Origin of the sequence: Streptosporangium amethystogenes subsp. fukuiense, from assembly GCF_042665875.1 — a bacterium.
GTDB classification, from domain to species: Bacteria; Actinomycetota; Actinomycetes; order Streptosporangiales; family Streptosporangiaceae; genus Streptosporangium; species Streptosporangium fukuiense.
In genome coordinates, this window is sequence record NZ_JBHTEE010000001.1 from 5,893,097 (window position 1) to 5,910,178 (window position 17,082).

Here is a 17,082-nt window from a genome sequence, read left to right on the forward strand (position 1 = left end):
GTCAGACCTTCGCCAGCTCGCCGAGCTGCCGGCTGGTGAGCCTCGCGGCCACCGGGCCCGGCTCGCGGAACCGCTTGACCCGGTCGCGGAACTCCTTGCGCCTGCGCGCCCAGCGTCGTTTGGCGGCGGCCTTCTCGCACGCCTGAATGTGAGGCTTGCCCGCCTTGGGCGCGCCGCTCAGCTCGTAGCCGTTGGCGGTCAGCCGCTCGGCCAGGACCGTCTCGCAGACCGAGATCTCCCAGGGCTCCAGCCTGGCCTTCCACGAACCCGCCCTGGCGGTGGTGACATCGCCGTGCGTGTTGCTGTGCCAGACCTTGTGCTGCGGGATCGCCACCCTGGCGACGTGGTACGGCTCGGACATCGCCGGGTCGTAGTCCTCGCCGAGGAACTCGCAGAGCTTGCTCAGCTCGGTCTCCGGGTAGGCGGTCAGGTCCTCGTAGCGCAGCTCGTAGTAGCTGTCGGCGGGGAGCTTCCTGGCGTGGTGGCGGCCGTAGTCGATCGCCTCGCTCCAGTTGACCACCGCGTGGAAGACGTCCTTGGTGTACCAGGGCATCTCCTTCAGCGACGCCACGCAGTCGCGGCCGTCCCTGATCAGGTGCACGAACTGGGCGTCCGGGAAGAGCCTGGTCAACAGGTCCACGTGGTGGTAGTAGCTGGGCCGCTTGTCACCCCAGCGGCTCTTGCCGTACTGCTCGGCGTACGAGCGGAAGGTGATGCCCATCGCCGAGCCCAGCGTCGGCGGCCCCGCGACGATGTCGTCGATCAGCTTGTCCCCGTCGAGCTTGAGCTCCTTGAACTTGGTGTCCTTGTCGCTCACGATCCACCGGCCGACCCTGCGCCGGTTCCGTTCCTCGCGCAGGTCCCCGAAGGAGAACCTGCGGTAGTAGCCGGGCACCACGAACCGTGTCTCCGGAGGCACCGCGATACGTGGATGCGAGTGCAGCATCAGCTGCAACATGGTGGTGCCTGAACGTGGACAACCGATCACGAAGATCGGGCGGTCGGACTGCATGACAACGAACCCCCGTAAAGCTTGGTCAAACAGATACGCGCGGCACCTTCTCCACCAGCGGCGCGGCGGGCACCACCCGGGAGAAGAGCCACATTCGATAGATCAGGAAGACCTCGTTCAGCAGAAGCAACGCCCCGGAGGCGACCGCGAGGGGCACCAGGGCGACCCTCCCCACCAGCGGGGCGACCACGAACACCGCGGCGTGGAACTCGATGCCGCTGATCAGATGGCTCCGCACCCGGCGACGGGCCAGCAGGCGGCCGAACCTGCGGGGCAGCCTCGACCGTTTGCCGCCCCGTGGCCTCGGCCTCCGTTCCTCGAAGGGGACGATCCGCATCGGCTCGCGGGGTGTGATGGCCTCGCGGGGCATGACGACCTCGACGGGCCTGACGTGCCCGGCATGTCCGGCGGCCAGCACGGCCTCCGCGGGCCTGGCGTGTCCCGGAGCCGTCACGGACTCGACGGCCGCCAGGCGGCCGAGCCGGTTCTCCTTGACCACCTCGCGCACGCGCTTCATCTGCGGCGCGTTCACGTAACGGAACAGGTCGAGCACCGCCACCCCCGCACCGAGCAGGATGTAGGCGACCTCCCCCGTCACCGCGTACTGTCCGGACGCCAGCCCCGCGGCGCAGCAGACCACCCTGATCCGGTCGCCCACGTAGTCGAGCCAGAGTCCGAACGCGGTGCCCGTCCCCTTGAGCCGGGCGATCTTCCCGTCCATGCAGTCGACCATGAAGCTCAGGTAGAACAGCAGTGCCCCCGGCACCAGCCGTCCGGCCGCGAAGCAGATCGCCGAGCACATCCCGAGAATCAGGGAGAAGCGAGTGAGCCCGTTGGGGGTGATGGACGTATGGTTGGCGACGAGCAGGGTGAGCCTGCACGCCACCGGATCAACCAGGAAAACGGTCCACCAGGAGTCTTTTCGTTTCCGGGTCGCGTGGACGTCGTCCAACGAATAGGCCCTCATGCATCCCAGCATGGCCACGCCACGTCTCCTGCCATCTACACTCTGTAACTACTAGAAGATCTCCATGCCACTTCTTGACCGGCCCGCGCCACAGTGATCGGCTGCTTTGAAGACACGAAAGGCCGGGGAGGGGTTCCCCGGCCTTTCTCCGGAGCCACAGGTCGCCTTCGCTCCGGGCCCGCCGTTCTCGTGGGGCGGGCGCGGCTACCGGAAGATCCGGTCCACCGCCCGCGCCGCCGCGCCGCCGTCCTCCAGCGGGCAGAACCTGGCGGTGAAGGCGTCGTACAGCCTCAGGTACTTGGTACGCACCTCGTCGACGTCCCGCACGGCTTCCACCACCTCCTCGGTCGTGCGCAGCAGCGGGCCCGGGGCCTCGGCCTCGAAGTCGAAGTTGAAGCCGCGCACCTCGTCGCGGTAGCGCTCCAGGTCGTAGGTGTAGAACAGCATCGGCTTCCCGGTCACCGCGAAGTCGAACATCGCCGACGAGTAGTCCGTGATCAGCATGTCCGCGACCAGGTAAAGCTCCTGGATATCCGGATATATCGAGACATCGAGGACGAAGTCCCTGCCGGCCCGGGGCACCCGGTCGGTGACGCTCGGGTGCTTGCGGATCATGAGCACATGGTCGTCACCGAGCTCCTCGGACATCCGCTGCAGGTCCAGGCGCAGGTCCAGCCGGTAGCGCCCCCTGCTGTAGAACTTGTCGTCGCGCCACGTCGGGGCGTACAGGATCACCTTCCTGCCCTCGGGCAGGCCGAGCCGCTCCCGGATCTCCGCGGCTCCGTCGCGGCGGAGCAGATCGGCGCGGGGAGAGCCGATCTCCAGGATCTCCCCCTCGAAGCGCAGGGCGCTGTCCAGGACCGAGGTGCACCAGGGGCTCGGCGAGATCAGATGGCTCCACCTGGCGACGGTCCTGGCCAGTCGCTCGTGATGGTCGGGCCTGGCGAACAGCACCTTCTCGATGTCGAAGCCGACCCGCTTCAGCGGGGTGCCGCGCCAGGTCTGCAGCACCGTCTGGTCCGGCCTGCGCTCGAACCAGGAGGGCAGGTGGCTGTTGGTGACGACGTACCGGCAGCGGGCCAGCGCGTCGTAGAACTCCCGCCCGTACCGCCGGATCGGCGCCACCCCCTCGGGCAGCTCCACCTGCCCGTCCCTGACCACCCACATGAACTCCAGGTCGGCGCCCCGGCGCACCAGCTCCTCGTAGATCGCCTTCGGGCTGTCGGAGAACTGCCTGCCGTCGTAGCTGTCGAAGAGGACGGCGGGCCGCAGCGCCTCCTGGCACTTGGCCGGATAGAAGTCCTCGCGCAGCAGTCGCTGCTGCTTCGGCCGGCCCGAGGCGCGCAGGTCGTCACTCACCGTGAAGACGGCCTCGGAGGTCAGGTCGGTGTCGAAGGTGAACGTACGGGTGGCGGAGACGTGCTCCAGCGGCGCGGACAGCCGGAACTCCACCCGCATGTCGCCCGCGTCGGTACGGATCGCGAAACCGTGCGTGCCCGCCGGCAGCGGTAGCCATCCGCCGAGTGTGGCGGTTCCCTCGGGCGTCACCGTGGCGCTGCCGCCGACGATCGGGAAGAGCCGCTCGTTGAACCGGTTGCGCGAGGTGAGGACCAGCCACGCCTGGCCGTCGATGGGGCGCATCGCGGCCCCACTCAGCGCCAGGTGCCCCCGCTCGGTCCACTCCACCCGCTCCACGTAGAACGTCGGCCGCTGCTCGCGCAGCACCAGCCCGCCCGTCCGCGACCTGTCGAGCACCACGTCCCGGCCGCGGAGCCGGTGCAGGCCGCGCTCCACGTCACGCTCGACGACCAGCGGCCGGGCGTCGCCCTGTTCCGAGACGATCTCGAAGTGCCATTCGGCCCCGGGATTGAGCGCGCTCATCTCCAGGCTCGCCGGGTCCAGACCGGGCCAGCGATCGGACAGCACCTCGTCGAGGTCGATCACCGCTTCGAAGGCGCCGTCCGAGATGGCCATCGGGTAGCGCCGGTCACGGCCGCCCTGCGGCCGGGTCAGCCGCAGCACCGGTGCGGCGCCGAGGTCGTCGCCGCACCGGCCGGTGACCCGCAGCCTGCCCTCGGCCACCCGGTGACCGGTGACCCGGCCGCCGGGCCGCTCCACCCTGAGCCTGAACTCCTCGGCCGGCGTCCACTCCGTCCACGCCACGCTCCCCGAGGGGTCCTCGGTGAGCTCCAGCCGCCGCGCGGCCGGGCTCGGCTGGGCCAGCCTGCCTCTCCGCAGCAGGCCCCGGGAGAACACGCACAGGTCGACACGCCAGGACGAGCCGGCGGGAAGCCCGGCCGGGTCGACGGCCAGCCGGAACCCGCACCAGTCCTTGCGCCTGCGCGGGCCCGTGTCCACCAGCGACAGACCCCGTTTGGCCGTGACCGGGAGCCGGATCCTGCGCCCGGTCCCCTCTGGAACCAGCCAGGCGAAGACGTGCTGCTGGATCCGCCGGCGGGGACGCAGGTAGCGCAGCGAGACCCGGCCCTCGACGACCAGCCTGTCGTCCTTCCAGTCCAGGCTGTCCACCCGCTGCCGCAGGTCGAGCTCCTCGCGCATCCGGGTGGCGGACCGCTCGACGGATACCGGGCTGTTGAGGTGGTACCCGCGGATGCCCCCACCGCCGACCCGGACCGTAGGCTTGACCGTCCGGTCCCACTCCAGCAGCTGGACCAGGTCGTCCATCCGGCGTTCCCGTACCAGAGCCCACTTCGCCCGGCGCTGCGCGGGGACGCGCGAGAGGACCTTCGGCCCCGCCTGGTCGAGGTAGGCGCAGGCCAGGTCGAGGAAGCGCTGCTGGGACTCCTCGCCCGCCTGGTCGAGCACCTGCAGGAAGTTCGGCAGGTCGCTGTCGAGGACCATCCGGTCCCACGCGGGCAGGTGCTCGGCCCTGCCGGTGTCGATCAGGAAGCGGCGCACGGAGTTGACCGCGGCGAACCGGTCCTCGATGCCCTTGACGTGCCCCCGGTTCTGGGTGATCGAGACGCTCTCCCCCTCCCGCTCCCGCCACAGGTAGACCGGGGTGGAGAGCACGTCCACCGCCCCGGCCAGGAAGTGCGCGGGCAGGGAGACCGCGATGTCCTCCCAGAGCACCCCCTGGGGGAAGCTCAGCCCGTGCTCGTCCCAGAAGGAGCGGCGCCAGAGCTTGTTCGTGACCAGCCGGTCCTTGAGCAGGATCTCGTCACGGGTCACGTGGGTTCGCCGGGCGGAGTTGGCGAAGATCGTCTTGTGCATCGCCGACTGGCGCACCCCCTGCCCGCTGAAACGCAGCACGTTGCCGGTGGCGAGATCGGAACCGCTCTCCTGAAGGCTGCACACCATCGTCTCGATCGCCGTCAGCGGGAGCATGTCGTCGCTGTCGACAAAGGCGAGGAACTCGCCGGTGGCGTGTCTCACGCCGGTGTTGCGCGCGGTGCCCAGGCCCGCGTTCTCCTGCCGGATCAGCCGGAACCGCGCGTCGCGCGCGGCGAACGCCTCGGCGATCTCCGCGCTGGAGTCGGGAGAGCCGTCGTCCACCATGACGACCTCGATGTCACCCCAGGTCTGCGCGACCAACGACTCCAGGCACGCCTCAAGGTACGGTTCCACGTCGTAGATGGGCACGATGATGCTCACTGGGGCCACGATCGGTCCTCCGGTAGTCGAAAGCTCACAGTCCGGTCCGTCCGCGCGAACACCGGACACGCCACGCAGGTGAAGATCCACTCATCGTGGAAGACGTCCCGGGCGCGTGGCGGGGCCCGGCGGCCATGCGCGCGAGGTGGACGTCACGTCAGCAGCATGGCTTCGCGGCCGATGGGGCGTGCCCAAAATATGACCGCGATGGACTGAGCAGACCGAGACTTGACCATTCCTCGCACCCGGCCGGCCCCCGCCTCCGGCCCGCGGTGCGGCAACGCCTTCACCATGCCCTGGTCAAGGCTGGGAATGCACACGTCCTAGTAAGTCGTAATGACCCTTCGGTCCCCCCGGACCGTCCGACACGATCGGGTGACCGAGACGGGCGAGATCGCAGGAAACGGCATTCGCGGGGGGAAGCGCATGGACTCAACAGTCGTCGTGGGAGCGGGGCCCGCCGGGCTCACCGCGGCCTACGAGCTGGCCCGGCGAGGACACCCCTGCGAGGTCTTCGAAGCCGACCGGGTGGTCGGCGGGATCAGCAGGACCGAGGAACGCGACGGCTGGCGCTTCGACATCGGCGGACACCGCTTCTTCACGAAGGTGTCGCGGGTGACGGACTTCTGGAACGAGATCCTCGATGCGGAGGACTTCCTGCTCCGCCCGAGGATGAGCCGCATCCACTACGGGGGCCGTTTCTACGACTACCCGCTCAGGGCCTCCAACGCCCTGCGCAATCTCGGTGTCCTCGAATCCGCGCGATGTGTCGGCTCCTACGCCTGGGCCCGGATCAGGCCGCCCGCGGACCAGTCCACCTTCGAGGGCTGGGTCACGGCCAGATTCGGCAGCCGTCTCTACGGGATCTTCTTCAAGACCTACACCGAGAAGGTGTGGGGCGTTCCCGCGGAGAGCATCCAGGCCGACTGGGCCGCGCAGCGGATCAGGAACCTCTCCCTGGGCAGGGCGATCGCCGGCGCGCTGCTGCCCGGCAGGAACAGCAAGGAGGTCACCAGCCTCATCGAGGAGTTCCGCTACCCCAAGCTGGGGCCGGGCATGATGTGGGAGGCCTGCGCCGACCGGGTCCGCGAGCGGGGTTCCACGGTGCGCCTCGGCACCCGGGTCGAACGCGTCCGCCGCCACCGGGGCCGGCTGGCCCTCACCGTCCGCACGGGCGGGGGCGAGGGCACCGTCCGCGAGGTGTACTGCGACAACCTCATCTCCTCGATGCCGCTCAGCGCCCTGATCCACGCGCTCGGGCCCGACGTGCCGGACATCGTCGCCGAGGCGGCCGCGGGGCTGAGGTACCGCGACTTCCTCACCGTCGCGCTGGTCGTCCCCGAACGGTTCTCCTTTCCCGACAACTGGATCTACATCCACTCCCCCGAGGTACGGCTCGGCCGGGTGCAGAACTACGGCTCCTGGTCGCCGTACCTGGTGCGGGCCGGACGGACCTGCCTCGGTCTGGAGTACTTCGTCAACGAGGGCGACGACCTGTGGCGGATGCCCGACGACGACCTCGTCGCGTTCGGCACCCGGGAGCTGGAACACCTGGGCCTGGTCACCCCCGGTGAGGTCCAGCGGGGCTACGTGGTGCGGATGCCGAAGGCCTACCCGGTCTACGACGCCGGCTACGTCCACAACGTGGAGGTGCTCAGGAAGTACCTCGACGTGGAGTGGCCGCGAATCCACCCGGTCGGCCGCAACGGCATGCACCGGTACAACAACCAGGACCACTCCATGCTCACCGCGATGCTGACCGTGGAGAACCTCGTCGACGGCGCCAGGCACGACGTCTGGGAGGTCAACGTCGACGCGGAGTACCACGAGGAGCGCGCGGGCCACCGGACCACGAGGGGCACCGGCCGCGACGCCCCCGTCCTCCTCGGCCCTGCGACCCACTGACCTGACACCCCCGTCATCGACGGACGCCGACAGACACCGGCGGAACACCGAAACCGGCAATCCCATGACGCCTTACCCGGCCGCTGCCGGCCGTTGCGGGTCAAGGCTCTCCTCCCAGCCGCCCTGGAGTTGCGCATCATGACACAGCGTTACACGGTCCCGGACGTCAGCGTGATCGTCATCACCTACAACGACGCGCCCCGGTTACCCCGGGCGGTACGCTCCGTACTCGACCAGACGCTCAAGAACCTCGAAGTGATCGTCGTGGACGACTGCTCGGGCGACGACACCCCCGCGGTGGCCAAGGCGCTCGCCGAGGAGGACGGCCGGGTCCGCTACGTGCGGCTGCCCGCCAACAGCGGCGGTTGCGGCGCCCCCCGCAACGCGGGCATGGACGTCGCCCGCGCGCCCTTCCTGATGTTCCTCGACAGTGACGACGAGCTGCCCAGGCACGCCTGCAAGAGCCTGCTGCTGGAGGCGGAGGCGACCGGCGCCGACTTCGTCATGGGCACCGTGGAACGCGTCGACGAGGCGAGTGGCGCCGTCACCCTCTGGTACCCCCGGCTGTTCGCGGAGCGCCGGATCGTGGACGACATCCGCGCCGAACCCGAACTCCTCTTCAACTGCCTGGCCACCAACAAGCTGTACCGGCGGACCTTCCTGGACGGCACCGGCATCCGGTTCCACGAGGACATCCACCACGAGGACATCGTCTGGTCGACGGAGCTGTTCTGCCGCAGCAAGCTGTTCGCCGTCGTCCCGTGGCCCGTCTACCGCTGGCTGCTCGCCGCCACGCCCGCGACCAGGTCGATCTCGTCGCGGCGGCACGAGCTGGAGAACGTGCGCCAGCGCGTCACGGCCGCCGTGCTGAGCGACCGCGTGCTGACCGCCACCCACTCCCTCGATCTCAAGGAGGACAAGGACTTCCGCTTCCTCTCCCACGACCTCCGCCTCTACCTGGGCGACCTGCCCCAGCGCGACCCGGCGTGGATCGCCGAGTTCGCCGACCTCGTCATCCCGTACGTGGACACGCTCGAACCCGCGGCGATCAAGCGGCTGAGCAGGGCCGAGCGGGTCTGCCTCCAGCTCGTCCGCGAGCGGCGCGGCGCCGAGGCGGCGCTCGCCGCCGTCGAGCTGGGGGCCAGGCACTCGGTGCCGCCCCGGGCGGTCACCGCGGAAGGCGGGCGGGTGTTCTGGGGGGCGACGCCCCCGCTGAGCGAGCAGGGCAGGAGCGAGCTGGACGTCACCGAGCTGCACCTGGCGGAGCAACCGCTGGCCGGCGCGCTGCTCCGGCACGAGCTCGTCGACCTGAAGGCGTCGAGGGACGAGGTCCGGTTGCGCCTGCGGACCTACGACCCCGGCCGGGTGCTCGACGGCCGCTCGCTGACCGCCTGGCTGCACATCGGCGGCAGGAAGAAGACGATCGCCGCGATCCCCTTCGAGCCGGCACCCGTCGTGACCGAGCCGCCCCGGGGAGCGCGGGAGCGTCGGGGGCTGGAAGGACACTGGGACCCGGAGGAGGCGGAGGGCACCCAGATCCCCGAGGGGACGGGCATCCTGGAGGCGACGGTGTCGATCTCCCTGCCCGAGCTGGACTGGCCGGACAACGCCGTCAGGCCGCAGGCGGTCACGATCTCGCTCCACGAGGGTGAGCGCCGCAACACCAGGCCCCTGCTGGCGCCCCCCAGCCTGTCGTTCACCTCCGTGGGCACGGTGGGCACGGGCCGCCTGGTCCTGGAGGCGTCCGCCGACCTCCCGTTCCGGCTCGTGGCGCGCAGGCTCGGCCATGTGCCCGCGCGACGCCTGCCGAGCATGGCGGAGCTCTGCCAACACCTGCTGTCCAACCTGGCCACCCCCCGCAACCTGGGTCGCTTCTACCGGCTGGTCAGCGCGACGGTGCCGGTCAACCGCCGTCTGGTGCTCTTCGAGTCCGCCGAGGGGAGCGGCTACACCGGCAACCCGCGCTACGTCTACGAGGAGCTGCAGCGGCGCGCGGGCGGCCTGCGCGCGGTCTGGTCCCACGCGGGCGTCCCCGAGCGCTTTCCCGAGGACGTCGACCTCGTCCGGCGCGACACCTTCCGCTACGCCTGGACCCTGGCGCGCGCCGGCTACTGGGTGGACAGCCACAACCTCCCCTACTGCTACCGCAAGCGCAAGGGCACCCGATACCTGCAGACCTGGCACGGCCAAGTGTTCAAGAAGATGGGGCTGGACGAGCCCCGCCACCGGACGCAGCCCGCCCTGGCCAGGAAGTACGCCGAGGCGGTGGCGCGCTGGGACATGCTGCTCACCCCGGGCCGCGACTTCCGCCGGGACTTCGCCGAGGCCAGCGGCTTCAAGGGCGAGCTGTTGCACGCCGGCTACCCGCGTACCGACGTGCTGGTGCGGCACGCCGAACCGGCGCAGCGCGAGCGGGCGCGGCGGGTCAGGGAGTTCTTCGAGGTCCCGGCCGGAAAGCGGGTGGTCCTCTACGCACCTACCTACCGCGACAACGGGCGTTTCAGCGGCGAGTCACTCCGGATCGACCTGCCGGCCCTCGCCGCCACGCTCCGCCCGGACTGGGTGATCCTGGTCCGCGCCCACCCCTACGACCGCTTCACGGTGCCCGACCCGCTCGGCTGGCTGGCCCGGGACGCCTCGGCGTATCCCGAGGTCAACGACCTGATGCTGGCCTCCGACGTGCTGGTGACGGACTACTCCTCGATCATGTTCGACTATGCCTGCCTCGGCCGGCCGATCCTCTACTACGTCGACGACCACGAACGCTACGCCGCCGCCCAGCGGGGGGTCTGCTTCGACCTGGCCGAGGTCGCCCCCGGGCCGCTGCTGCGCGACCCGGGCGAACTCGCCGCCGCGCTGGAGGAGCTCGGTGAGATCACCGAGCGGTACGGGCGACGCTACGCGGAGTTCCGCGACCGCTGGTGCGGCCTCGACGACGGGCAGGCGAGCGGCAAGGTCGTGGACGCCTTCTTCCCGGAGGTCGTGCGATGAGAGCGCGAAACGTCATCTTCCTCAGCACCGACGGCGACTCGATGGGCGGGTCCCAGCGGGTCATCCACACCCTGGCCCAGGGCCTCGCCACCCGCGGGCACCGGGTGAGGTTGGTCAGCATCAACCCCTCCAGGCAGCCGCACACCTACTTCGCCGACCCCCTCTACCGGCACGCCACGCTGTACGACACGCCCGCCCCCGAGGCCGCCCCCCGCTCGCTCCCGTGGCGCAGGGCGAAGGCGCGGCGGACCCCGGAGGAGATCGCCACCGCCAGGCAGCGGCTGCTCCGGCTGACCGACCGGATCGACCGCGGCTACCTGGTCATCGCCTCGCCCTGGGCCGCTCACTGGATCGCCGACCTGCCCATGCCGCACATCGCCAAGGTCGGCCAGTACCACCAGTCGTACGCCGAGGCCGTGGACTCCCCGAACCTTCGGTTGATCAAGAAGTACTACGCGCACCTCGACAAGGCGCTCTTCCTCTGCGACGACTACGCCGCGTCCTTCACCAACCACCGGCTCGCCAACTGCGGGACCATGCTGAACCCGGTCGGTGTCTTTCCCGAGAAGGCCGCCGCGCTGCGCAACCCGCGGATCGTCTCGGCGGGACGGCTGGTCAGGGTGAAGCGGATCGACCTGCTGATCGACGCCTTCGCCGCCGCGGCTCCCGCCGTCGCCGAACCGTGGGAGCTGCACATCATCGGCGACGGGCCGCTCAGGGCGGCACTGGAGGCGCAGGCCGCCGAGACCGGCCTCGGCGACCGGATCGTCTTCCGCGGGCAGGTCGAGAACGTCGAGGCCGAGTACCTCGACGCCTCCATCGTCACCCTGAGCAGCGACTTCGAGGGGTGGGGGCTGGTCCTCGCCGAGGGCGCGGCCTGCGGGCTGCCCGCCGTGGCCTGCGACGCCTCGGCGGGGGTCAGGACGCTGGTCGCGGACGGCGACAACGGCGTGCTGGCCGAACCCGGGAACGCGGGGAGCTTCGCCGCCGCCCTGGAGCGCCTCATGTCCGACGCCGAGTTGCGCGGGCGGATGGGGGCCAGGGGCAGGGAACGGATGAGGGCCTACCGGCTGCCCCGCGTCCTGGACCGCTGGGAGGCGCTGTTCGACGAGATCGACCGCTGACGCGGCGGTGTCCACATCTCCCGCGCCTCCCGCAGCAGGAGCGGCACGAACAGGACACCGACGAAGATCGGCGCCACCATGAACCGGAAGTCCGGCGCGGTGTTGGTGAGGATCACGCCGAGCTGCTGTCCCGCGACCACGGCCGCCCCCGCGAGCGCCGCCCCGCTCCCGGTCCGCCGCCAGGCGAGCGCGGCCGCCGCGTAGCCGAGGTAGCACCAGAAGGGCGCCCGCCAGAGCAGCCACTCAAGCTGCCTGACCGTGCTCGCGTCCAGCGCGGACAGCCCGGCGGCCCGCAGACCGGCGGAGAACGGCCGCTGCCGCATCGCCGAGGCCGCCGGGGTGCCCTCCCAGCCGTCGGGGAGCCGGGGATCGCGCAGCGAGAAGCGATAGAGCTCGCCGCCGGGCTCGCCCGAGGTCGAACCGACCTGCCAGGCGAGCGCGGCGCGGCAGACCCGGGCGCTCAGCAGCACACCGGGCGCGCGGACCAGCAGCCCGCGCCAGAGTTCCAGCACCTCGGAGATCCGCTGCTCGGCCCGCGAGTGGCTGAAGGCGGGGTCGAAGAAGACGCGCGCCATGGTCTGGCAGGTCGCCCCCCGCCGCCAGGCGCGCAGCGGGGCGATCGTGGCGAGGAGCGTCCGCTGCTCGCGGTCGAAGAGCCGGGGGCGCTCCCCGTACGCCACGGCGAGATCGCCGAACACCGTCTGGTAGGCGAACGAGCGGGACGGCGGCGCGATGCCCATCGCCGGGTAGCCGGCGCCCAGCAACAGCAGCGGCGTCGCCACCGCCGCCGCGGCCACCGCCGCCAGCGGGCGGCGGGCCGCGGGCAGCAGTGGGAGCAGCAGGATCGCGGCGATCAGCGCGACGAGGAAGCCGTTGTTCCTGAACAACCCCAGCCCGGCGAGTTCGGCACCGAGGGCGGCCAGCCGCGGATCCCAGGTCCACCCGCCCTTGAGCACTCTGTTCCTGAGCGTGTCCCGCGCCCCGGTCGCGAGCCGCACAGCGGCCGGCCCGGTCGCGAGCCGCACGGCGGTGCCCGCGGCCAGCACCGCGCACACCGTGAACGGCACGTCCTTCCACATCGTCACCGTGAAGGCGCCGAGCGGCGGTGACAGCACCGCGCATCCCAGCGCCGCGAGCAGCCCGCGCCCGCGCACGCCCAGCGACCTGAGCGCGCCCGCGAGGTGGGCCAGCGCGGCGGCCATCGCCGCCGTCTGCGCGAGGGTGACCGGGGACAGGTCGCCGGTCACCTGCAGCGAGAGGCCGAGCAGGGCGTCGTAGGCGACCGACTGGCCGGCCACCCAGGGACCCGTCGTGACGTGCGCGACGTAGGTGACGGAGTCCGGGCTCATCAACCCGGGATGGAGGGCGAGCCACCAGCCGAGCAGCACGAGCTGGCCGGTCGCGTAACAGGCGAGGGTGAACCGCCGGTCGCGGGTGTCGCGGACACCGCCCCGCCTCCTCTCGGCCGAGGGCGGCTCCACCGTGGCGATCGTCATGCTCTCCCCAGCGTTTTCCGGCAGGGGGCCGTTGCCCATCATCGGGCGGCGGCGGGACGCGCCCACGCCGCTATACACAGTCATGACCTGGGGAAACAGCAAGTTTGCTGGAGGGTGCGCGGGGTGCCGCGATCACCGGAGCATATGGGCTTTCACAGGACATTGTGACGCTTCAGCCCCAGGAGCCATCAGGCACCTCGATAGGATGCCCATTCGACCGACGTCGATTTGACCCGGAGATCCCCTCATGAAGTCTCCTGTCCGAATGTTGCTGGCCACATCCTGTGCGCTGGCCATGATCGCTACCCCGACCGCCGCGTGGAGCGCGGAACAGCCCAAACCGACGGCCAAGGCTGCGAGCAAGGCCAAGCCCGCACCCAAGCCCGTGCCGGTGGACTGCGCGAAGGTCAAGTGCATCGCGCTGACCTTCGACGACGGCCCCGGCAAGTACGCCGACAAGCTGCTCGACACCTTCAAGAAGTACAACTCCAAGGCGACGTTCTTCCTTGAGGGTCAGTACGTGAAGTCCCGCCCCGCGTTCGCCAAGCGGATGGTCGCCGAGGGCCACGACATCGGCAACCACAGCTACAGCCACCCGCACCTGCGGGAGCTGTCCGAGGACAAGATCCGCGAGGAGCTGACCAAGACCCAGGACATCGTCAAGAAGTCCACCGGGAAGTACCCGACGACGATCCGGCCGCCCTACGGCGAGTTCGACCAGCGGGTCGCGGCGATCGCCGCCGAGATGGGCATGCCGATCGTGCTGTGGAACGGCGGCTCCCGCGACTGGGCGACCAGGAACGAGAAGGCCATCTACGACGAGGTGCTCAAGAACGCCAAGCGTGACGGGGTCATCCTCATGCACGACTGGGTCGAGCAGACGGTCAAGGTGATGCCGAAGCTGCTGACCGCGCTGCAGAAGCAGGGCTACCACATGGTGGCGGTCTCCTCGCTGCGCGGCGCCAAGACCACGAAGGCCGGAGAGGTCTACCCCGTCGGCTCCGAGAAGGACGAGGACCTGACCTCCGAGTCGCCCACCGGCGACCCGGACGACTTCGCGGAGTCGCCCGAGGACGGCAGCTGAGCCGCCCCACCCGAGGACGCCCTCCTGGCCATCTCGGCTGAGGGCGTCCTCTCGGCGATCTCGTCCGCGGACCGCCGCCGAGCCAGCCGCCTGCCCAGCTCCTGCATGGGAAGCTCCACGTAGCGGTAGGTGAGCAGGCTCAGGCCGAGCACCACCAGCACGAACGCCGCGGACAGGGAGAGCTGCAGCACCGGCCCGGCCTCCCGCACGTCCCCGACAACGATGTGCGCGATCCGCAGCAGCGGGTGATGCAGCAGGTAGACCGAGTAGCTGACCAGCCCCAGCCAGACGAGGAACCTGGGCAGCCGGCGCCCGCGCAGGGCCATCGCGCCCGCGAACGACACCCCGGCCAGCGCCATGGTGACGAACCACGGCCCCGGCTGCACCCACCACCAGCCGGCCTGCTCCGACCAGACCGGGGCCAGCGCCACGAGCACCGTCGCGACCGCCACCGGCCAGAGGGCCCCCTCTCCGTGCTCCCAGCGACGGATCGCGGTTCCGGCGAACATCACCGCGAGAATCGCCGCCCCCAGCCACGGCACGAAACCGGAGAAGATCAGCAGCACCACGGCCATCGCCCCGAGGACATACGCGGCGATCTTCGTGAACCGCCCGCCGATCAGGCAGGCCAGGCCCGCGAAGAACAGCACGCCGGACACGTACGCGGGCCAGTAGCCCTTCATCGGCGGCGCCGTCAGCACCAGCCCCGCCACGACCGCGACCGCCCCGAAGCCGATGGCGAAGGCACCGCTCGCGCGGTGCACCCCGCCGACGAACAGCGCGGTGACGATCAGGTAGAAGACCATCTCGTACGAGAGCGTCCACATGGTGTCGGCCAGGCCGCCCAGGTGCACCACGTCCAGCAGCATCGTGGCGTGCGCGGACACCGAGGCCAGGTCCCTGGGCACCTGCTCGCGGACGGGCATCCAGATCGCCATGACCAGGACGCCCACCGCGACCAGCAGGTAGATCGGGTAGAGCCGGAACACGCGGCTGATCCAGAAGGCCCGCACATCACCCCGCCGCTCCAGCGAAACCGGGATGATGTACCCGCTGACCAGGAAGAACACCAGGACGCCGTACATCCCGAGGTTGAACCAGTACGGCCGCAGGGCGGGCATGAACCAGGGCAGCATGTGCTCCAGCAACACGGCGACCGCGCCGATCCCACGCAGCGCGTCGAGCCACGCCAGACGGGGAACGGGGGTCCTGGCGGAGCTCGCGCCGATCAGTGGGGAGGACACCCGCACCAACCTACCCCTCGGCACCCCGGGAAACCCCGCCATCGGCGGCAGCCGTCCCCCGCCGGGCGCCTACTCCCACTCGATGGTGCCCGGGGGCTTGCTGGTCACGTCCAGCACCACCCTGTTGACCTCGCGGACCTCGTTGGTGATGCGGGTGGAGATGCGGGCGAGCACGTCGTAGGGGACGCGGGACCAGTCGGCGGTCATGGCGTCCTCGCTGGAGACCGGGCGCAGCACGATCGGGTGGCCGTAGGTGCGGCCGTCGCCCTGGACGCCCACCGAGCGGACGTCGGCGAGCAGCACGACCGGGCACTGCCAGATCTCCCGGTCCAGCCCGGCGCGGGAGAGCTCCTCGCGGGCGATGGCGTCCGCCTCGCGGAGGATCTCCAGGCGCTCCCGGCTGACCGCGCCGACGATGCGGATGCCCAGCCCCGGACCGGGGAACGGCTGGCGCCAGACCATGGAGGCGGGCAGGCCCAGCTCCTCGCCGGCCCGGCGGACCTCGTCCTTGAACAGCGCGCGGAGCGGCTCCACCAGCGAGAACTGGAGATCGTCGGGGAGACCTCCGACATTGTGGTGGGACTTGATGTTGGCGGTGCCGGTGCCGCCGCCCGACTCGACCACGTCGGGGTAGAGCGTGCCCTGGACGAGGAAGTCGACGGGGCCGTCGGCGATGATGGCGCGCTGCTCGTCCTCGAAGACCCTGATGAACTCGCGGCCGATGATCTTGCGCTTCTCCTCGGGGTCGGTCACCCCTTCCAGTGCCTTCAGGAAGCGCTCCTGGGCGTCGGCCACCCGGAGCTTGACCCCGGTGACGGCCACGAAGTCGCGCTCGACCTGCTCGGCCTCGCCCTTGCGCAGCAGCCCGTGGTCGACGAAGACGCAGGTCAGACGGTCACCGATAGCCCGCTGGACCATGGCGGCGGCCACCGCGGAGTCGACGCCGCCGGAAAGCCCGCAGATGGCGCGGCCCTCGGGGCCGATCTGGGCGCGGATCGCCTCGACCGCGTCCTCGACGATGTTGAGCATCGTCCAGGAGGGGCGGCAGCCCGCGGCGGCCAGGAAGTGCTTCAGCACCGCCTGGCCGTGCTCGGAGTGCAGGACCTCGGGGTGGAACTGGACACCGTACAGGCCCAGCTCGGGGTTCTCGAAGGCGGCGACGGGCGTCTCGGCGGTCGCGGCGGTGACCGTGAAACCCTCGGGGGCGGCCGAGACGCTGTCCCCGTGGGACATCCAGACCGACTGCTTCGCGGGCAGCCCCGCGAAGAGCACGCCGTGCTCGCCCACCTCCAGGTGGGTGCCGCCGTACTCGGCGGTGCCGGTCCTGGCCACCTCCCCGCCCAACTCCTGGGCCATGACCTGGAAGCCGTAGCAGATGCCGAAGGTCGGCACGCCGGTGCCGAACAGGCCCTCGGGGGCGGCCGGGGCACCCTCGGCGTACACCGACGAGGGGCCACCGGACAGGATGATGGCCTTGGGCTTCTTGGCCATCATCTCCTCCACCGGCATCGTCGACGGGACGATCTCGGAGTAGACGTGGCATTCACGTACCCTTCGCGCGATCAGCTGCGCGTACTGCGCGCCGAAATCGACGACCAGGACCGTGTCGAACTCAGACACCAAGACCCCCAAAAGGAACAGAGC

10 protein-coding genes are annotated in these 17,082 nt (G+C 70.5%); 4 read left to right on the plus strand and 6 right to left on the minus strand.

Features of this window, described 5'->3' with window-relative positions; all coding sequences use genetic code 11:
• Nucleotide 1: 1 nt before the first annotated feature.
• The 3 genes from ACFQVD_RS25175 to ACFQVD_RS25185 all read right to left on the minus strand — a co-directional run bounded on the left by ACFQVD_RS25175 (nt 2) and on the right by ACFQVD_RS25185 (nt 5,594).
• Nucleotides 2–1,012, minus strand: a complete 1,011-nt coding sequence (locus ACFQVD_RS25175; RefSeq protein ID WP_364147012.1) for a sulfotransferase family protein — start codon at nt 1,010–1,012, stop codon at nt 2–4.
• Nucleotides 1,013–1,037: 25 nt separating this feature from the next.
• Entirely contained in the window at nt 1,038–1,979 is a 942-nt protein-coding gene (locus tag ACFQVD_RS25180; protein ID WP_343968155.1) for a CDP-alcohol phosphatidyltransferase family protein, read from the minus strand.
• 204 nt (nt 1,980–2,183) lie between these two features.
• Nucleotides 2,184–5,594 (minus strand): bifunctional glycosyltransferase/CDP-glycerol:glycerophosphate glycerophosphotransferase, encoded by a 3,411-nt coding sequence (locus ACFQVD_RS25185; RefSeq protein ID WP_343968157.1) that lies wholly within the window; start codon nt 5,592–5,594, stop codon nt 2,184–2,186.
• Nucleotides 5,595–6,020: 426 nt separating this feature from the next.
• Between ACFQVD_RS25185 and ACFQVD_RS25190 the strand changes: the two genes are divergently transcribed.
• The 3 genes from ACFQVD_RS25190 to ACFQVD_RS25200 all read left to right on the plus strand — a co-directional run bounded on the left by ACFQVD_RS25190 (nt 6,021) and on the right by ACFQVD_RS25200 (nt 11,614).
• Nucleotides 6,021–7,499 carry an NAD(P)/FAD-dependent oxidoreductase gene (locus tag ACFQVD_RS25190; protein WP_343968159.1) on the plus strand — a complete coding sequence of 493 codons (1,479 nt, stop codon included), beginning with the start codon at nt 6,021–6,023 and terminating at the stop codon, nt 7,497–7,499.
• 138 nt (nt 7,500–7,637) lie between these two features.
• Entirely contained in the window at nt 7,638–10,490 is a 2,853-nt protein-coding gene (locus tag ACFQVD_RS25195; RefSeq protein WP_343968162.1) for a CDP-glycerol:glycerophosphate glycerophosphotransferase, read from the plus strand.
• On the plus strand, nt 10,487–11,614 hold the full coding sequence (locus tag ACFQVD_RS25200) for a glycosyltransferase (protein ID WP_343968164.1): 1,128 nt from the start codon (nt 10,487–10,489) through the stop codon (nt 11,612–11,614). The genes ACFQVD_RS25195 and ACFQVD_RS25200 overlap by 4 nt, the downstream gene beginning before the upstream one ends.
• On the opposite strand, the gene ACFQVD_RS25205 is transcribed toward ACFQVD_RS25200, so the two are convergent.
• Entirely contained in the window at nt 11,554–13,194 is a 1,641-nt protein-coding gene (locus tag ACFQVD_RS25205; protein WP_386272196.1) for a hypothetical protein, read from the minus strand. The two genes, ACFQVD_RS25200 and ACFQVD_RS25205, sit on opposite strands and share 61 nt — an antisense overlap.
• Before the next feature lie 163 nt (nt 13,195–13,357).
• Between ACFQVD_RS25205 and ACFQVD_RS25210 the strand changes: the two genes are divergently transcribed.
• Nucleotides 13,358–14,194: a polysaccharide deacetylase family protein gene (locus ACFQVD_RS25210; RefSeq protein ID WP_386272198.1), complete on the plus strand. Its 837-nt coding sequence runs from the start codon at nt 13,358–13,360 to the stop codon at nt 14,192–14,194.
• On the opposite strand, the gene ACFQVD_RS25215 is transcribed toward ACFQVD_RS25210, so the two are convergent.
• Together ACFQVD_RS25215 and guaA are read right to left on the minus strand one after the other, a co-directional pair.
• Nucleotides 14,098–15,438, minus strand: a complete 1,341-nt coding sequence (locus tag ACFQVD_RS25215) for an acyltransferase family protein (RefSeq protein ID WP_343968173.1) — start codon at nt 15,436–15,438, stop codon at nt 14,098–14,100. The two genes, ACFQVD_RS25210 and ACFQVD_RS25215, sit on opposite strands and share 97 nt — an antisense overlap.
• A gap of 69 nt (nt 15,439–15,507) precedes the next feature.
• Complete coding sequence (gene guaA, locus ACFQVD_RS25220) at nt 15,508–17,079, minus strand: glutamine-hydrolyzing GMP synthase (protein WP_386274376.1); 1,572 nt, start codon at nt 17,077–17,079, stop codon at nt 15,508–15,510.
• Nucleotides 17,080–17,082: the final 3 nt, after the last annotated feature.

Excerpts from the sequence above, each read along its gene's own strand:
- ACFQVD_RS25175 (WP_364147012.1), bottom strand. The coding sequence starts at position 1,012 with ATGCAGTCCGACCGCCCGATCTTCGTGATCGGTTGTCCACGTTCAGGC.
- ACFQVD_RS25180 (WP_343968155.1), bottom strand. The coding sequence starts at position 1,979 with ATGAGGGCCTATTCGTTGGACGACGTCCACGCGACCCGGAAACGAAAA.
- ACFQVD_RS25190 (WP_343968159.1), top strand. The coding sequence starts at position 6,021 with ATGGACTCAACAGTCGTCGTGGGAGCGGGGCCCGCCGGGCTCACCGCG.
- ACFQVD_RS25195 (WP_343968162.1), top strand. The coding sequence starts at position 7,638 with ATGACACAGCGTTACACGGTCCCGGACGTCAGCGTGATCGTCATCACC.
- ACFQVD_RS25200 (WP_343968164.1), top strand. The coding sequence starts at position 10,487 with ATGAGAGCGCGAAACGTCATCTTCCTCAGCACCGACGGCGACTCGATG.
- ACFQVD_RS25205 (WP_386272196.1), bottom strand. The coding sequence starts at position 13,194 with ATGACTGTGTATAGCGGCGTGGGCGCGTCCCGCCGCCGCCCGATGATG.
- ACFQVD_RS25210 (WP_386272198.1), top strand. The coding sequence starts at position 13,358 with ATGAAGTCTCCTGTCCGAATGTTGCTGGCCACATCCTGTGCGCTGGCC.